The sequence below is a fragment of the Arcicella gelida genome (assembly GCF_034931025.1).
GTDB classification, from domain to species: domain Bacteria; phylum Bacteroidota; class Bacteroidia; order Cytophagales; family Spirosomataceae; genus Arcicella; species Arcicella gelida.
Map to the genome: position 1 here is coordinate 1 of NZ_JAYGIL010000053.1, position 16,922 is coordinate 16,922.

The 16,922-nt window shown below is 34.0% G+C and carries 12 protein-coding genes; 7 read left to right on the plus strand and 5 right to left on the minus strand.

Annotation, left to right across the window (positions count from 1 at the left end):
• Nucleotides 1–181: 181 nt before the first annotated feature.
• From VB776_RS23875 to VB776_RS23890, 4 genes are all read left to right on the plus strand, one after another.
• Nucleotides 182–502, plus strand: coding sequence for a hypothetical protein (locus tag VB776_RS23875; protein ID WP_323699361.1), 321 nt, complete (start codon nucleotides 182–184; stop codon nucleotides 500–502).
• A gap of 12 nt (nucleotides 503–514) precedes the next feature.
• Complete coding sequence (locus VB776_RS23880; RefSeq protein WP_323699362.1) at nucleotides 515–841, plus strand: hypothetical protein; 327 nt, start codon at nucleotides 515–517, stop codon at nucleotides 839–841.
• Between the two features lie 92 nt (nucleotides 842–933).
• Entirely contained in the window at nucleotides 934–1,107 is a 174-nt protein-coding gene (locus VB776_RS23885; RefSeq protein WP_323699363.1) for a hypothetical protein, read from the plus strand.
• Between the two features lie 53 nt (nucleotides 1,108–1,160).
• Nucleotides 1,161–1,604 (plus strand): hypothetical protein, encoded by a 444-nt coding sequence (locus tag VB776_RS23890; protein WP_323699364.1) that lies wholly within the window; start codon nucleotides 1,161–1,163, stop codon nucleotides 1,602–1,604.
• Nucleotides 1,605–1,738: 134 nt separating this feature from the next.
• On the opposite strand, the gene VB776_RS23895 is transcribed toward VB776_RS23890, so the two are convergent.
• From VB776_RS23895 to ahcY, 3 genes are all read right to left on the minus strand, one after another.
• Entirely contained in the window at nucleotides 1,739–4,567 is a 2,829-nt protein-coding gene (locus tag VB776_RS23895) for a PQQ-dependent sugar dehydrogenase (protein WP_323699365.1), read from the minus strand.
• 474 nt (nucleotides 4,568–5,041) lie between these two features.
• On the minus strand, nucleotides 5,042–5,992 hold the full coding sequence (locus VB776_RS23900) for a polysaccharide deacetylase family protein (RefSeq protein ID WP_323699366.1): 951 nt from the start codon (nucleotides 5,990–5,992) through the stop codon (nucleotides 5,042–5,044).
• 449 nt (nucleotides 5,993–6,441) lie between these two features.
• Entirely contained in the window at nucleotides 6,442–7,758 is a 1,317-nt protein-coding gene (gene ahcY, locus VB776_RS23905; RefSeq protein WP_323699367.1) for an adenosylhomocysteinase, read from the minus strand.
• 298 nt (nucleotides 7,759–8,056) lie between these two features.
• On the opposite strand from ahcY, the gene VB776_RS23910 reads away from it, so the two are divergent.
• Entirely contained in the window at nucleotides 8,057–8,896 is an 840-nt protein-coding gene (locus VB776_RS23910; protein ID WP_323699368.1) for a hypothetical protein, read from the plus strand.
• A gap of 260 nt (nucleotides 8,897–9,156) precedes the next feature.
• On the opposite strand, the gene VB776_RS23915 is transcribed toward VB776_RS23910, so the two are convergent.
• Both VB776_RS23915 and VB776_RS23920 read right to left on the minus strand, forming a co-directional pair.
• Nucleotides 9,157–10,116 carry a hypothetical protein gene (locus VB776_RS23915; protein WP_323699369.1) on the minus strand — a complete coding sequence of 320 codons (960 nt, stop codon included), beginning with the start codon at nucleotides 10,114–10,116 and terminating at the stop codon, nucleotides 9,157–9,159.
• A 126-nt stretch (nucleotides 10,117–10,242) separates the two neighbouring features.
• Complete coding sequence (locus VB776_RS23920) at nucleotides 10,243–11,556, minus strand: UDP-N-acetylmuramoyl-tripeptide--D-alanyl-D-alanine ligase (RefSeq protein ID WP_323699370.1); 1,314 nt, start codon at nucleotides 11,554–11,556, stop codon at nucleotides 10,243–10,245.
• 58 nt (nucleotides 11,557–11,614) lie between these two features.
• Between VB776_RS23920 and VB776_RS23925 the strand changes: the two genes are divergently transcribed.
• Both VB776_RS23925 and VB776_RS23930 read left to right on the plus strand, forming a co-directional pair.
• Nucleotides 11,615–13,837, plus strand: coding sequence for an FG-GAP-like repeat-containing protein (locus tag VB776_RS23925; protein ID WP_323699371.1), 2,223 nt, complete (start codon nucleotides 11,615–11,617; stop codon nucleotides 13,835–13,837).
• Nucleotides 13,838–14,054: 217 nt separating this feature from the next.
• A complete protein-coding gene (locus VB776_RS23930) occupies nucleotides 14,055–16,559 on the plus strand; it encodes an FtsK/SpoIIIE family DNA translocase (RefSeq protein WP_323699372.1) in 2,505 nt (834 codons plus the stop codon).
• Nucleotides 16,560–16,922: the final 363 nt, after the last annotated feature.

The following is a 16,922-nucleotide window of genomic DNA, read 5'->3' on the forward strand; positions in this document are numbered from 1 at the left end:
TAAAATATGAATTCCCACTTGATTTTGAAACGCAATGGTTTGAGAAAAATGCCGAAAAGTGTAAACATTAAACAATAAAACCTCGCAAAAAGTGTAAACCAAAAATAGACCACCCCAAACATGGTGATAGCTTATCTTTATTTTAAAAAAGAATAACTATCAATATTTTAGTGCTAAAGTAATGAATTTGGTTCGTTTGGATTCGACAGCTCAAGTAATAACAAACCTATTATCTAAAAATACACCTATTTGTTTTCAAGAGAGTTTTAAGGAAGTATTTAATAAGGCTTTTCATAGATTAAACCTTAATAATGATAAAGATTGGATAAGTAAATTTAAAAATAAATCGCTTTTATTTACAACATCAATTAAATGGAGCATTAGCAAAGGTAGTATTAATCATATACAAAATCCAGATGATATTATGACATTTAAAAATGCTGATGACATTTTGCTAAATGTCGTTATTGTTCCTGAAAATTTTCTAGGTCGAACGTTCTAATATTCTTATAGCATGATATTTAAATATGGAAAAAGATTTTCAACAATTATATTTTTCTCTTTTATACTTATTGCTACACAAGTTAATGCACAAAAAGACAGCTTAAACTTAGCAAATAAAAGTATATTTAAAGGAATCAAGTTATATCCTAATAATGTATTAAAGCAGCAAGTTTTTAGCTATTGGTATTTATTATGGGGTGATTTCTTTAAAAATAAAGAACATGGAGAAGCATTGTCAAAATATATGCAAGCTAATTCTTGGAGGTCTTACACTACTAATATCCATTTCATTATCCACTTTGACAATAGCGGACAGATTCTCAAAATTTCATTCTAAAAAACACACATTCAGTACTTGTAAATAGTATAGACATCATTGCTAGAAAAAGCTTTTCTGAATTAGCAAAAAAAACAAATATTTCACATACTATGAAAAATAAGAAGATTTTATTTGGCACATCAATCCATTGGAATGATTCTGAAAAAACAAGTACTGTAAATTATGTAGATAATTGCTCAGAAAGTTTAGTATTTAATAGCGAAGATATGATTATTGATAATATAATTATAGCTCCTTTTAATCAAATAAGTAGTATTTACTAATCTTTGAGATATTCTGCTAGACATCATAAAGTAATGATAGAAAGGATTTGAATATGATGAAAAACATCAATCTATTAATCTTAGCTATCGCTATTTTCTTAACTGGATGTACATCCGAAAAAAAGAGTATTACTGATATAGATACTACAATGATTTTGGATAAGGCTTTTAATAATCCACAAATTGATGAATCTTTATCTATCTTATTTACCAATCAACCGCTTAGGATTGTAAAGAATCCATTGCTAAAAAATGATTATAAGTTTTTCAAAAATGGAATGCCAGTTGTTTATACTGATATTGATTCTTCAAATTCAAAATTAAGTAATTGGAGAAAGCCTAAATTCTATGCTAATATTGTAGATTTTAAAGTTTTATCTAAGGAAAAAGCTACTGTAACAATCATTTTTAAAAGTTCTGGTCACTGGATTTTAATGGATTTGACAAAAAAAGATGAAGAATGGATTATAGCTAAATTTGAAGATAGAGAAATATAAGACTATGATAGACATTTCGCCCTTGTTGGAGTTATCTTCATAGAAACAATAAAAACCAAGTTTTATGATTTGTCATACTCAACAAATCATAAAGCTTGAGTTTATTTTTATGGATTGGGAATTATAAAATAGTTTTACTCAGTACTTTTAAATTCAATCGCCGACACTGACATGACAATTTGTGAATCTTTTGCTTTATCATTTTTAAAGACAAAATACACATCATGTTGTCCCGCATTGGCTGGCACTGCAATTTTTAATATAGTATTCGGATTTGGTCTTGCTGGCGGTGTTGCCGCTTGTCCGTTTGCTGGAGCAGTTGTTGTGGTTGGCGGAGGTCCCATTCTTACTTCACGAGGTTCGATTATTTCACTTTTACCCAATAAAGTACCCGTTGGTGAATCTAATCTCAATTCCACAAAACCACCCGACGCTCCTACTCTTGTTTGTGCTTGTGCCGTTAATTCTACTTGACTGATTTCCTTTAAATCAATGTTTTTGTAACCCAAGTAAGCATTATTTCCTACCAATGAAAAAGAACGACCGGGTGTAATCGTCAACTGTGTTCCTTTTGATTTATCAGCAATTTCTGGATTCAGTTTAGCATTTCTCAAAACAAGTAGGTCTTCTGATGCCAACGATTTCATTACTTTCGTGCCTTTGTCTTTGTAAGCTGCACGCAAGATATATGAACCATTTTCTTTTTTACCATCAGGAATTTTAGTCAAATATGAACCATTGGTTGGCAATGAAGTAGCTGTTTTAGGTTCGTTGATATTCAGAATGTATTCAACAATAATGTTTGCTTCTGCTTGAGAAATCTGAGGGTGAGCCGCCATCATGTGGTCGCCCCAAACACCACCACCGCCAGCAATTACTTTTTTAGATAAGTACTCCAAAGCTTTTGGGTCGCCTTTGTATTTTTGGGCAACATCTTGATAGCTTGGTCCAACAGATTTTTTATCAATCATGTGGCAAGACTTACAGTCGCTTTTATTCATCATTCTTTCACCCATTGAAGCAAAAGCTGAGGCATCTACGCCACGATGATTTTGAGAAGCTTCGATTTTATCATAACCAATCGCTAAATAATCAATACTTACTGCTACTTGGTCTGGTTTGATTTTACCACTTTTCAAATCTCCATCTTCTTTGTCGGCTACTTTTACCTCATACTCAATGGCTTTGTTAGGGAAGTAAAAAGTTTTGTTTCCTTTTTTAATATCAAAAGCCACCGCTGGTGATTCATTACCTACTTTAACTTCTAAAGATTCGCTGTTTTCTTCGCCTTTAGTATCTTTTACCGTCAAGGTAACAGTGTAAATCCCTGCTTTATCAAAAGTTATGCTTGGGTTTTCTATTCTCAGAACTCTTTTACCCGCTTTGCTTTTAATTTCCCATAAATAAGTTAATTTATCTCCATCGTAGTCAACAGTTCCTTTTGAAGAGAAATTTACTTTTAGTGGAGCTGCACCTGTCAAATTATCTGCCGAAGCGACCACTTTTGGCATACGATTTCCACCATTGTATTCTACTTTTACTAAACGAGCGTTATCGTTTCCTCTGAACCAAGCCGAACCATATTCTAACACATACAAATCACCATCTGGAGCAAAATCCATATCAATTGCACTACCAAAATCTGTACTCGGCATAAAACGCTCCATAGATTTGAAATCGCCATTATCATCCATTGTCACCGACATAATCCAGCCACGCATAAAGTCGGTAATTAACCATTTCCCTTCATAATAGCTTGGGAAAACTCTTTGTCCATTCGGGAAATCAGCTTTACGAAACACTGGTCCACCTGTAGCACTTCTTCCTGAACTTCCTACCAATGGGAAATCTTCTGAAATACCATAAGGATACCAAATAAAGGCTTTTTGTGCAGGAGGCAATTGTTTTAAACCTGTATTGTTCGGAGAATCGTTGATGGGATTCGCAGGGTCATATTTTGAATTTGGACGAGCTTTTTTCGTTTCAAAATCCCAATCTGTATAAACTTTATTGTCACCGATAAAGTATGGCCAACCAAAGTTACTTGCTTTTTTAGCTTGGTTAAATTCATCATAACCTCTTGGACCTTGTTCGCCATCGTTAGAAGCATCAGGACCTACTTCTCCCCAATACAAATAACCCGTTTTGCTATCAATGGTTGGTCTCCACGGATTACGATGTCCCATTGTATAAATTTCTTTTTTCACCAAACCATCGCCATTGTTTGGCAAGGTTTCATATAAATTTCCTTTTGGAATGGTATAAGAAGCATCAGGCTGTGGCGTAATTCTAAGGATTTTACCTGTTAAACTATTGGTGTTTCCTGCACCACGTTGGTCATCCCAATACTCCCAGCCTTTGCGTTCGTCAAGGTTGGCATAACCATCCGAACCACTGTTTGAAGTATTGTTTCCTACTGTCAAGAACAAGTTTCCTGATTTATCAAAAACCATTCCTCCGCCTGTATGGCAACATTCTTCTCTTTGAGTAGGTACTTCTAAGATTACTTTTTTAGAACTTTCTACCAATTCTTCCCCATTTAATTCCCAACGAGCTAACACGTGTTGTGTTTTGTCCGGGTCGGCATAGTACATATAAATCCAATGGTTTTTCTCAAAGTTCGGGTCGTGAACCAAACCCATTAAGCCTTCTTCAGCTTCACGTTTTTGCCCTTTAGCATTGGTGTACTTGGTATTCACTGGAATCGTCGCTAAAGTTTTGATAGCTCCAGTATTTGGGTCAAATTGTTTTAAAGCACCTTTACGCTCTACAAACAGTACTCTTCCATCTTTTAGAAGCGTCATTTCCATCGGTTCGTCAAGCTTATCTGCTAAAACAACTTTCGTGAATCTATTTTCTTCAGGGACATTCTGAGCGAAAGAGAGATGCGTAAAAAGCGAGCAGAAAAGCAAAGCCGATGTGGTTTTTATAATGTTTTTGGATAATAAAGATATATTCATCATGCGTTTTTTAAATAGTTAAACATGACGGCAAATTGCAAAATAAACTTAGAAAAATATTAAAAATTCGACAGATGGGGATATTTGTTCGATTGCTTGCTTTATCTGTAGGATATATAGTAGGGTTAATTTTGACAGAGATTGAATACTTGAATTAATAAAATGAGATTCAAGTGTCATGTTACTAAATTAAAATGTCATGTATAAGAATTAATATGGCATATCACTAAATGCAAGTGACATATTACCAGATTAAAATGGCATATATCTAAATGTAAATGTCATATCACCAGATTAAGAGGGCATATATCTAAATGTAAGTGCCATATCACCAGATTAAGAGGGCATATATCTAAATGTAAGTGCCATATCACCAGATTAAGAGGGCATATATCTAAATGTAAATGTCATATCACCAGATTAAGAGGGCATATCGCTAAATAGAATTGACATAACACCTACAAAGGTTAGATTTTATCAAAGTCCTAATTTATCCATAAGAGGTTTTTCGTAATCTCCATCTTCCGCAGGATACCTTAGAACATTATTGAATTTTCCAGATTTTTTGGCTAATGCCCAAATTAAACTTTCTCCTGCTGGTATATTATCAGGTTCAGTTTCAAAAATTTTGTCTTGATAGGCTTTGTCAGCATCAATTACATTCCATCCCTTATTCTTAAAATGTTGAATGAGGTCATCCAGAAATAATGAAGCGGCTAAATTATGGTGCAACAGAATAACATGATTGATATGCCTATTATTCATCTGATATGAAAGTGAATCATAAAAAATGGCTCTGTTGAATAGATGTTGTTTATAAAACTCTCTAAAGCCTGTAATATCAGCCTTAGGGTTTTCTTTAAGTCTTTTAACCAATCGACTGTCAACATACCAATCAGAAGCATCAATTGTTACGTGTCCATTTTTATAGCCTTTTTCTTGTAAGAACTGTCTGAATCCATTAACTTTTTCGGAAGTATTCCCTTCTTTCAGATACGGGAATCTAAAATAAGGTAAGTAGTTTGAATACTTACTGATGATAGCATCATTTTGGATAAGTTCTAGCTTGAAACTTTCAAGGCTAACATTTTTACTGTTGAAATTTGGATGGGAAATTGTATGGTTTGCAATGAAATGACCAGCATTGTTCCAAGATGATAATACATACTTGCCTTTTGATGTCGATTTATTACCTCCTGCCGAAAACAGGATTGCTTTCAGCTTATGCTTTTTCAAATTATCAAGCAATTGTTGATTCCACACTTCTAATTTATATGAGCCGATATCATCAATAGAACCATCATCAAAAGTAAAAGATATGGTTGGCTTTGATATCACTTGACCAAAAGAGTTCTTAGGAGAACATATTATTAATCCTACAATTGATAATATTCCTAAAACTAGCTTTGTATAAATGTGTTTGTTCATGTACTGGTTTTAATATTCGCTTTTTGTGATTTTTTGAAAGACATATCAAAGTAAAGATAGAAAGTATTTGCAATTCAATGACAAATTTTCGACATGCTTAGCTGAACATAATCAAAAAGTATTAATATAAAATCCCGAAGGGATGATAGAATTATAGAAAACACATTTGCACAAAACAACAAACCCCAAAGGGGTGATACAACTAAGATTTGTAAATTGTTGAATCTATTTGTTTACACTAAAAATAGTTTTTATAGTATAGAATACGTAGTATCACCCCTTCAGGGTTCTTTAAAAAACGTTTCTATGATTGCTATAATAATGACATCCCTTCGGGATTTATACTTTTAAGGATGTCATTCGAAACACCTCAAAAAGCCCATAAACAAAAAAACTCCTCACCAGAATAAACCTGATGAGGAGTTTTTATATTGAAAAGAATCCTAATCTTAATAACGATAATGTTCCGCTTTGTATGGACCATCAACGGTTACGCCGATATATTCTGCTTGTTCAGTTTCTAAAGTTTCTAATCTAACACCGATGTGTGAAAGGTGTAAACGAGCTACTTTTTCATCCAAATGTTTTGGAAGAATGTATAATTTCTTCTCGTATTTATCTGTGTTAGTCCACAATTCTAACTGTGCCAATGTTTGGTTACAGAAAGAGTTCGACATTACAAATGATGGGTGACCCATCGCACAACCTAAGTTTACTAAACGACCTTCCGCTAAAACGATTACGTCTTTTCCGTCGATGTTATATAAATCTACTTGTGGTTTAATTTGCTCTTTTGTATGTCCGTAAGCTCCGTTCAACCAAGCCATGTCGATTTCGTTATCGAAGTGACCAATGTTACAAACGATAGCTTTATCTTTCATTGCTTTGAAGTGACGCTCACGAATGATGCGTAAGTTACCAGTCGCTGTAACAAAGATGTTAGCACGAGTAGCGGCTTCATCCATTGGAACAACCTCAAAACCGTCCATTGCAGCTTGTAAAGCACAAATTGGGTCGATTTCTGTAACTAATACACGGCAACCAGCACCACGTAAAGATTCAGCAGAACCTTTTCCTACATCACCGTAACCTGCTACAACCGCTACTTTACCAGCCAACATTAAGTCAGTAGCACGACGGATTGCATCAACTAATGATTCTTTACAACCATATTTGTTATCAAATTTAGATTTAGTAACAGAGTCGTTAACGTTGATAGCTGGTAAATATAAAGTACCATTTTTCAAACGCTCGTACAAACGGTGAACACCTGTAGTAGTTTCTTCTGATAAACCTTTGATGCCTTCAATCAATTCTGGATATTCATCGAATACCATGTTTGTTAAATCACCACCATCATCCAAAATCATGTTCAAAGGCTGGCGGTCTTCTCCGAAGAAAAGTGTTTGTTCAATACACCAGTTGAATTCCTCTTCGTTCATACCTTTCCAAGCATAAACTGGGATTCCCGCAGCAGCAATAGCAGCGGCAGCGTGATCTTGTGTAGAGAAAATATTACAAGATGACCAAGTAACGTCTGCTCCTAAAGCAGTTAATGTTTCAATCAATACAGCCGTTTGGATAGTCATGTGCAAACATCCTGCGATTCTAGCACCTTTCAAAGGTTGAGATTCACCATATTCTGCACGAAGTGCCATCAAACCTGGCATTTCTGCTTCGGCCAAACGTATTTCTTTACGACCCCATTCTGCCAAAGCGATGTCTTTTACTTTGTAAGGTACGTACTGTTGTGTTCCAGTTGACATTTATTTTTTATGTTTTAAATTTCAATTTTCTTAGAATAACACAAAATTAACATCTTTCTCCTTGAATCTAAAAATGATTCAGAATAAGTTTTGCGATTTATCTGCTTATTCTGAAAAAATAGAGAATATATCTTTTTAAATTCATTCTCAAGAAATATTATCTAGTAATTTAAACCCAGATAGTAGATTACACATTTCTTAGATAATTTGAAAAATAAAGTTTTTAAGATTTTCTTTCTTTGAAAATAGGGGAAAATACTTTTGGCTTGTCATTATTTCAAATCATCAAAATAAAGCTATGTTCAAAAAAATCTTAAGCCTTTTAGCCATTGCTTTGGTTAGCAATGCATCTCTAGCACAACAAACTCCCTTAGATTCTATCTTTACCAGTGAAGGACTAATACTTGCAGAAGTAAAAGAAATTGCTCCTGATTTCATTAAATATTCCTTCCCTGATGAAAGCTTGGTTAATTCTATTTATAAAAACAATGTGCAAAAAATCAGGTTTAACTCGGGCAGGGTACAACTTTTTAAAGAGTCCTTAGGGCTTGCTGAAATAAACTATGCACACGATTTTACTAAGGTTAATTTAACACACTTAGAGTCTGAAACCAAAGGACTTTATAAACTGGATGAAGTTTACGCAAAAGCAGTAGGAACTACCACGCTATCGAACATTACTACTGTAAAAGAAAGAGCTTTTAGAAAATTAAAAATTCAAGCGGCATTGTTAGGAGGTAATGTAATTTATATGCTTGACCAAAACACCGTAGGTAACCAATTTGGCACTGAGTATCAGGCAGCCAAAGCTACAGAAACTATTCTGACAGGTATTGTTTATAGTAATAGTATTCCAAAAGTAGAAGATGTAACTGCAACACTTAATGATAAGAAAACTTTTGCAGTAAATTCAAATTTCTTTGCGGGTAGAAACAGTACGGATGTAGAAGGAAACCCGTTTTTACCAGAAAGTTTTAGTGTAGAAGATTTCTATCAAGAAAATGGCTTTGTCTATGTAAGAGGCCATGCGAAAGGCATTAAAAATACTTTATTTAAAGTAGTGTCATTTAAAAATAACCAGATGACTTTATACTGGAAAGACAAAAAGAAAGCATACAACTTATCTGTTGACCTCTAAAGCAAATATGAACTGTAAAATCACAAAAAATCGGTCGAAATTAGTTTTTCGACCGATTTTTTGTGATTGATGGGCAATGAATTCCTACTGTTTGAGCGAAGCGAGTTTAGGAATTCTTGAATTTCTTTTGTTACTTTTCTTGTTTCAAGAAAAGTAAGGACAATACAATATATAATAATAAAGATAAAAACAGTTCAAATTGTCCTAAACCTCACAATACAAAGAAAAAATTCGGTATGACTCATGTTTGATTTTTATTATTACTTTACTTCAAAACCTCCTGTTCCGATTTTAAAGCCTTCGGCAAAAAGTTCTACCGTATATTTCCCTGCTCTGTAAGGAGCGCCACGATCAAAGTAAAAATCAGCATGAGGATTTTCGTTATCGAAAGTAAAATCTCTTTTAATGGTAAAAGCTAAGTCTTGTCCATTATGTTCAAAATTACCAGAACCTAAATCTGTATCAAAAAGCGTATAACCATCTGGGTCAAGTATTCTGACTAATACCGTTTTCTTGCCTTTTTCGGTCAAGTCATTTTTAGATAATTGGATAGAAATCTTGATTTTCCCTAATTTCTTCGATCTGTAGCGATTGTCTTCAAATTCTTTTCCTTTATCATTAACACCCAAAATCTTGATAGATTCTGCTTTTAAGGCTGCTGCACGAGTAACCTTTTCAGTCAGAATTCTATTGATAGAAGATACTTCACGGTTTTGGGCTCTTGCTTCTTCAACGCTTTTAACTAAACCACTTTTCTCTGTTTTAAGTGTCGAATTTTCATTGGTTAAATGAGAATTCTCTTCTCTTAATTGCACCAATTCAGCTTCTTTAGCAATAAGAATTAATTCGTAGTTTTTTATTTTTTCTGCATAATTATCCTTGATATTTTCCAAAGAAGCATAGCGACTGTTTAACTCTTTTTTATCTTTTTCTAAAGCCAGTTTTGCTTTTTCTAATTCAGCAACATCGCCGCCAAGTTTTGTTACTTCAGCAATTTGAGATTCCAACTGTGTCGTGATAGAATCTAACTTTACTCTAGTATCAGCCAATTCTATGACTTTGGTTTCAATTACTTCTTGCTGATTCGCCGACGTTTGTTTTGATTCAAAAAGCATATATGCCAAACAACCAGCCACCAAAGCAACTAATGCCAATACAGCTTTTAAAACATTATTTGTATTGGGCTTAGGAGTTGATTCTTCGCTTGATAAATTATTCATGATGAAATGGATAAGTTTTAAAAATAACGTTTTGGTTTTTTAAAATCTCTCAAAGATAATACAACATTTTCACTCTATCTTGAATATTGATTAAACGGTAATGTTATCCTACAAAATGAGACGCTGTTAACCCAAAAATTGCAACACACTTTCTAATCCCATACCTCTTGAACCTTTTACAAGAATATGAGTATCATTAACGGGATAATCTTGTAGCCAATTGTGTAAACCAAACTTATCTGGAAAATAATGTACTTTCATCATCGGTAATACTCTTACAGCACTTTCCATTAGTTGACCAGCCAAAAGGATATAATCAAACTGACAGTTCAGCAATAATTTTCCGATGGCTTCATGTTCTGCACTGGCTTCTTCACCCAATTCAAACATATCGCCCAGAATCACCATTTTCTTTCCTACTTTCAAATCATTGAAATAAGTAATAGCGGCTGACATTGAAGAAGGATTGGCATTGTAAGCATCCATCAAAACCATGTTTGTTCCTTTTTGAATAAACTGTGAACGGTTATTATTGGGAACATAATCAGCCACAGCCTGACAAGCGATTGAAGTTTCAATGCCAAAAAATTGACCAATTCTGATGGCGGCACAAATATTCTGGAAATTATAAATACCTGTAATATGAGAAGTATATTGATTTCCAGATAAATCTTTGAAAATAACAAATGGACTTTCTTCAACAATATTTACGACTTTTTCAAAAGCTTGGTTTTCCAGAGAAGTATAAACAACTGTTTCTTTAAAACTGTATGGCTGAATCATTTCGTAAGTTGGTTCAGAAGCAACATTTACGAAAACCGTTCCTTTATTAGCACCCAACCAATCATATAATTCACCTTTTCCTTTTCTTACACCTTCTATACCACCGAAACCTTCTAAATGAGCTTTGCCGATGTTGGTGATAAAGCCATGCGTTGGTTCTGCGATTTCTGCTAATTCTTTAATATCACCTTGTTTGTTCGCTCCCATTTCAATAATGGCTACTTCGATAGTTTCATCAATTGCCAAAATCGTTAAAGGAACGCCAATATGATTATTCAAATTTCCCAGCGTAGCATAAGCACGAAATTTTTTCGATAAAACACAGTTTATCAGCTCTTTAGTGGTGGTTTTACCGTTAGAACCCGTCAAGCCAATAAAGGGAATATTTAACTGTTTTCGATGAAAATTGGCTAATTGTTGCAAGGCTTTCAGCCCATCTTCTACCAAAAGATATTGCTCATTTTTTACGTAAAGAGCATCATCAACCACTGCATATTTTGCACCTTTTTCGATGGCTTGTTCAGCAAAAGCATTCGCATCAAAATTGGGACCTTTCAAGGCAAAAAACATGGAAGCTTCTTCAATTTTACGGGTATCCGTAGAAACCCCAGAACATTCTTTATACTTTTGATATAATTCAGTAAGCGAAATCATCATTTTATTCGTTATGTGTGTACCTCAAATATGAGATTCAGGATTTTTCGACAAATATTACATGAAAAAATTAATTTTACTTTTATTACTGTCAAATCTTGGTAAAAGCTTTGCTCAAAACTTTACCTTTCAATACAATAATACCTTCAAAATTATCCAAAATGGACAAATTTTACCCAATGCTTTTGCAGGGGGTGTTAATGCTCCGCAATTTTCAAGATGTCATTTAGATAATGATGGCGTTGAAGATTTAGTCGTTTTCGATAGAACCAATTCCAAACTTTCTACTTTTTTGGCTAAAAAAGACAATGCTGGAAAGTATTTTTGGCAATATACTCCTGAATTTGAAACTGCATTTCCAAGTATTCAGCATTGGATTTTACTAGTAGATTATGATTCAGATGGCAAAAAGGATATTTTTACTTATACGCCAGCGGGAATCAAGGTTTATAGAAATATTTCTACCGATAAAATCGCTTGGCAACTTATTACCGACCCACTGTACAGTACTGGTTATTCTGGAAGAATCAATTTATACACGGCTTCAACAGATATACCTGCCATTGTTGACATTGATAATGATGGAGATTTAGATATTATCGCTTTTGATTCTTCTGGAAATTTTTTACTCTTCCATAAAAATTTCAGCCAAGAAAATTATAAAGATAATACTCACTTAGAATTTAAAAGAATTGGCGATTGTTGGGGAAATTTCTTCAAAGAACATTTTGAAGATGCCCGTTTTAATCAAGATTGCGGAAGTAATACGCCAGTCGGAGGAAATGGTAATCCAAGTAGCCAAAAAGTAGAACACTCTGGAAATGCTTTATTGGTTGTAGATTTAGATGGCGACGGTTTGAAAGATGCTCTTTACGGACACGTTACTGCCAACAGAGTAGCGGCATTGAGCAATAATGGAAACCAAAACCAAACGATTTTCACCAAAGCAGATTATTATTTTCCGAATCAAAAACCGATAGATTTCTCTGTTTTCCCTGCGATTTATTATGAAGATTTAGATTTTGATGGTATCAAAGACATTATCGCTGCACCAAATGGCTACGATAATGCACTTCAAACGGTTGATTATCAAAATTCTGCTTGGTTTTTCAAAAACTCAGGACAAAACAATAAGCCAATCCTTACTTATCAACAAGGTAATTTCTTACAAAATACGATGGTTGATTTGGGCGAGAACGCTTCGCCAGTTTTAGTGGATATTGATGGCGATGGCGATAAAGATTTATTAGTTGGTAATGCTGGAAATCGTGGCGATACAGGTTACAGAGCCAATATTGCTCTTTATGAAAATAAAGGAAATAATACTTTTGAATTAAAAACAGCTGATTTTTTAGACCTTTCAAAAGCACAGCAATTATTTGAAATCAAACCATTTGTTACTGATATGAATGGCGATGGTACAGAAGATTTTGGATTTACCGCCAATACTTTTAATGGCATGACGATTCAATACATTCCAAATCGTGCGCCTAAAAATCAAGCTTTTTCTTTGAAACTTTCTGAAATTGTTACTTTAGCTAAAATCAATAATTTATCAAATGGAGATTCTCCTTTGTTTTTTGATTTAGATAATGATGGCAAAAAAGATTTACTCATCGGAAAAGGAAGTGGAAGAATTGAATTTCATAAAAATAATGGAAGTAACGAAAACCCAAATTATGTTTTAACGAAAGAAGAACTCGGCGGACTTACCTCTGATTATCTTTCAGGCAATGTTTCCTTGACTGTTGCTGACTTGAATGGCGATGGAAAAGCAGAACTTATTACTGGAAATAGAGATGGTACTTTCAAGGTTTTCAAAAATATTATTGAGCAAAGTCAAGACCTTTTTAAAGAAGACACTTCTGGCATTTTGAATGATTTTACTGGTAAACACGAACATTTGAAACTAGGCGGAATGCTTTCAATTACTGTTGGAGATTTAGATGGCGATGTAATTCCTGACTTTATTGTTGGCACAAATTCTGGAGGTTTAAGATTTTTGAAAGGCACAACAAAATTTACAGTTACAGGCAATGAAGAAAGTAAATCAGCTGTGATTTATCCAAATCCAGCCAATCATTATATTTATATTAAAAATACTTATCCCGCAACATTTCATTTAATAGATTTTACAGGAAAAGACCTTGGTCGAAAAACAAGTACCAACCTCAACGAAGAAGTCTATTTTGATTTAAGTACTTATCCAAACGGCACATATTTTATCAGAATAATGGCAGAAGGGAAAGCCCTAATTACCGAAAAAGTATTATTGAACAAGTAAAATACAGAATTTGGCTTTCCTATTAAAAAGCCTTTATTGTGATTTTAAATAACATTTTTAATTTTTTTCGCAAAAAATACCTCAAAATTGCGAACTTTGGAATAATACAGTTGCTTGGCACAAGGCTAATGGTTAGAAAAAATTTAAGCTTCATCAACGAAAGGAGTAATCCTCAAATCTTTAACCAATTGTAACTCGCCAAGAACCAATTTTTTATATGGCTAGAAATATTCCAAAAAATACAGAAAAAACCAAAGAACGAAATCCATCCCAACCCATTTCGTTTGATTTCAATATAAAAAAAATACTTCAAAGCGAACAATTACACTTCGTTTTGGGCATCCTGTTTATACTCTTAGGTATATTCATGTTTTTTTCGTTTTCGTCTCATCTTTTTACAGGTGATGCAGACCAAAGTGAGGTAGAAGATGAGTTACAATCATCTATTGAACCTTTGAAAAAACAGCCCAAAAATCCATTCGGTTTGTATGGAGCGAAATTAGCGCATTTGTTACTTTTCAGACTTTTCGGCTGGTCTGCCTTTTTACTTGTTCCAATTTTATTGATTGCTGGCTACAAACTTTCTTTTAAAAAGGAAATTTTACCACTTGAAAAACTTACTTGGCAATCATTATTTTATATGATTTGGCTAAGTACTTTCCTTGGTTTTTTCGTTTTTATGCTTGAAGCGGAGGAAAAATGGAGTAACCTATGTGGTGGCATCGGATACTTTATCAATGAATATTTATATGGTTTTATTGGTTGGGCATCTTTCTTTGTTATCTCTTTTGTCTTGATTGTTTTTGTCGTCTATTATTACAAAGTTGACACTTCTAGTTTTGCAACAAATGAAACTGAAGAGGATGTGGCTTTAGCTACGCCAGAAAGTGAAACAGCAGAAGAAAACATTGCCGAAGCAAAAAACATCAAACGAGTAAGAGCAAATTTTGAAACAATTTTAGCAGAAGAAGAACCAGAAGAGGAATTAGCAATCGACCGTGAAGATAATTTTGATGAAGCTAATATTCGTCCTTTCCTTCCTCCAATCGTTGAAACACCATCTGCAAAAAGTAATAATTCAAACAAAGGTGCAGTTGCCTTGACTATTGAAAATAGCGATGATATTCCAGAAGTAATTGAAGATTTTGAAGACGATGCACCAATGTTGGAAATCAACGAATCTGTCAATGATGAATTGGTGAAAAAATTTGGTTTATACGACCCAATGTTGGATTTGCCTCATTACAAGTACCCAATTTTGGATTTGATGAAAGAGTACGACATGGGCAAACCAAACGTTTCGCAAGAGGAATTGAAAGCCAATTCGGATAAAATTGTGGAAACTTTGGCGAATTATGGCATTGGTATCGCTTCTATTAAAGCTACGATTGGACCAACTGTTACTTTGTATGAAATTATTCCAGATGCAGGAGTTAGGATTTCAAAAATCAAAAATTTAGAAGATGACATTGCTTTATCTTTAGCCGCTTTGGGGATTCGTATTATTGCTCCAATTCCAGGGAAAGGGACAATTGGTATTGAAGTACCCAACAAAAACCGTGAAATGGTTCCTGTTAAAATGGTAATTGGCTCTGAGAAATTCCAAAAATCAACCGCTGAATTACCAATCGTTTTAGGGAAAACCATCAGTAATGATATTTTCATCACAGATTTAGCCAAAATGCCTCACTTATTGATGGCAGGTGCAACTGGACAAGGGAAATCAGTTGGTTTGAATATGATTCTTACTTCACTGCTTTACAAAAAACATCCTTCACAATTAAAATTTGTTTTGGTTGACCCTAAAAAGGTTGAATTAACGCTTTTCAATAAAATCGAGCGACACTTCTTGGCAATGTTACCAAACGCTGCCGAAGCCATTATTACCGATACCAAAAAGGTTGTTCATACTTTAAATTCACTTTGTATAGAAATGGACAATCGCTACAATTTATTGAAAGATGCAGGTTGTAGAAATTTGAAAGAATACAATGTAAAGTTTGTTAATAGAAGATTGAATCCCGATAAAGGACATTACTTTATGCCTTATATCGTATTGATTATAGATGAGTTGGCAGACTTGATGATGACCGCTGGTAAAGACGTAGAACAACCAATTGCTCGTTTAGCTCAGTTGGCACGTGCTATCGGTATTCACTTGGTTGTAGCGACGCAACGTCCATCGGTAAACGTTATTACTGGTACAATTAAAGCTAACTTTCCTGCACGACTTTCCTTTAAAGTTACTTCAAAAATTGACTCAAGAACGATTTTGGATACAGGTGGAGCTGAACAATTGGTTGGTCAAGGAGATATGTTACTTTCGATGGGTTCTGATATTATTCGTTTACAATGTGCTTTTGTAGATACGCCAGAAGTAGAAGATGTTTGTGAGTTTATCGGAAATCAACAAGGCTATGATTCTGCTTATATGTTACCAGAATTTGAAGGAGAAAGCGAAGGTGGAGGCAGTGAAAAAAGTGATTTCGATCCAAGCAACCGTGATCAGTTTTTTGATGAAGCCGCACGTTTAATTGTTACTCATCAACAAGGCTCAACATCATTGATTCAAAGAAGGTTAAAATTAGGATACAATCGTGCCGGTCGTTTAATTGACCAATTAGAAGCCGCAGGAATCGTCGGTCAATTCGAAGGCTCAAAAGCCAGAGAAGTATTGATAAAAGACATGGAAACCTTGGAAAGGCATTTGAAGAGTTTGTAGTTTTTAGAGGTGATTTAAGTCATAAACTATTTAAAGCTTTGAGATTAGCTAATAGATAATAAAAAACGGTAATCTTTGAGGTTGCCGTTTTTTATTTCGGGTAACAACACGAGCTACTATTTCCCTAATAAGCAAACCATAATAGATTATACCTGATATTGTTTGTTCAGTAGCTTTTATGTTTTCAAATGGTCATTAACAATAAAATCCACCCAAAAATGGGTAGATTTTATTGTTAATGAATTTGGCTTCCCTTGAAAATTGTTTTTCGATATTGATTTAGAATAAAATCCACTCATATTCTGGGTGGATTTTTCATTTCACTTACGGTGATTTATTAAAAAAATACAATTTTATTTGACT

Bases quoted from the DNA above. Each gene is read 5' to 3' on its own strand.
- VB776_RS23880 (WP_323699362.1), top strand. From the start codon at position 515: ATGATATTTAAATATGGAAAAAGATTTTCAACAATTATATTTTTCTCT.
- VB776_RS23900 (WP_323699366.1), bottom strand. From the start codon at position 5,992: ATGAACAAACACATTTATACAAAGCTAGTTTTAGGAATATTATCAATT.
- VB776_RS23875 (WP_323699361.1), top strand. From the start codon at position 182: ATGAATTTGGTTCGTTTGGATTCGACAGCTCAAGTAATAACAAACCTA.
- VB776_RS23910 (WP_323699368.1), top strand. From the start codon at position 8,057: ATGTTCAAAAAAATCTTAAGCCTTTTAGCCATTGCTTTGGTTAGCAAT.
- VB776_RS23890 (WP_323699364.1), top strand. From the start codon at position 1,161: ATGATGAAAAACATCAATCTATTAATCTTAGCTATCGCTATTTTCTTA.
- VB776_RS23925 (WP_323699371.1), top strand. From the start codon at position 11,615: ATGAAAAAATTAATTTTACTTTTATTACTGTCAAATCTTGGTAAAAGC.
- VB776_RS23930 (WP_323699372.1), top strand. From the start codon at position 14,055: ATGGCTAGAAATATTCCAAAAAATACAGAAAAAACCAAAGAACGAAAT.
- VB776_RS23920 (WP_323699370.1), bottom strand. From the start codon at position 11,556: ATGATGATTTCGCTTACTGAATTATATCAAAAGTATAAAGAATGTTCT.
- VB776_RS23885 (WP_323699363.1), top strand. From the start codon at position 934: ATGAAAAATAAGAAGATTTTATTTGGCACATCAATCCATTGGAATGAT.
- VB776_RS23915 (WP_323699369.1), bottom strand. From the start codon at position 10,116: ATGAATAATTTATCAAGCGAAGAATCAACTCCTAAGCCCAATACAAAT.
- ahcY (WP_323699367.1), bottom strand. From the start codon at position 7,758: ATGTCAACTGGAACACAACAGTACGTACCTTACAAAGTAAAAGACATC.
- VB776_RS23895 (WP_323699365.1), bottom strand. From the start codon at position 4,567: ATGATGAATATATCTTTATTATCCAAAAACATTATAAAAACCACATCG.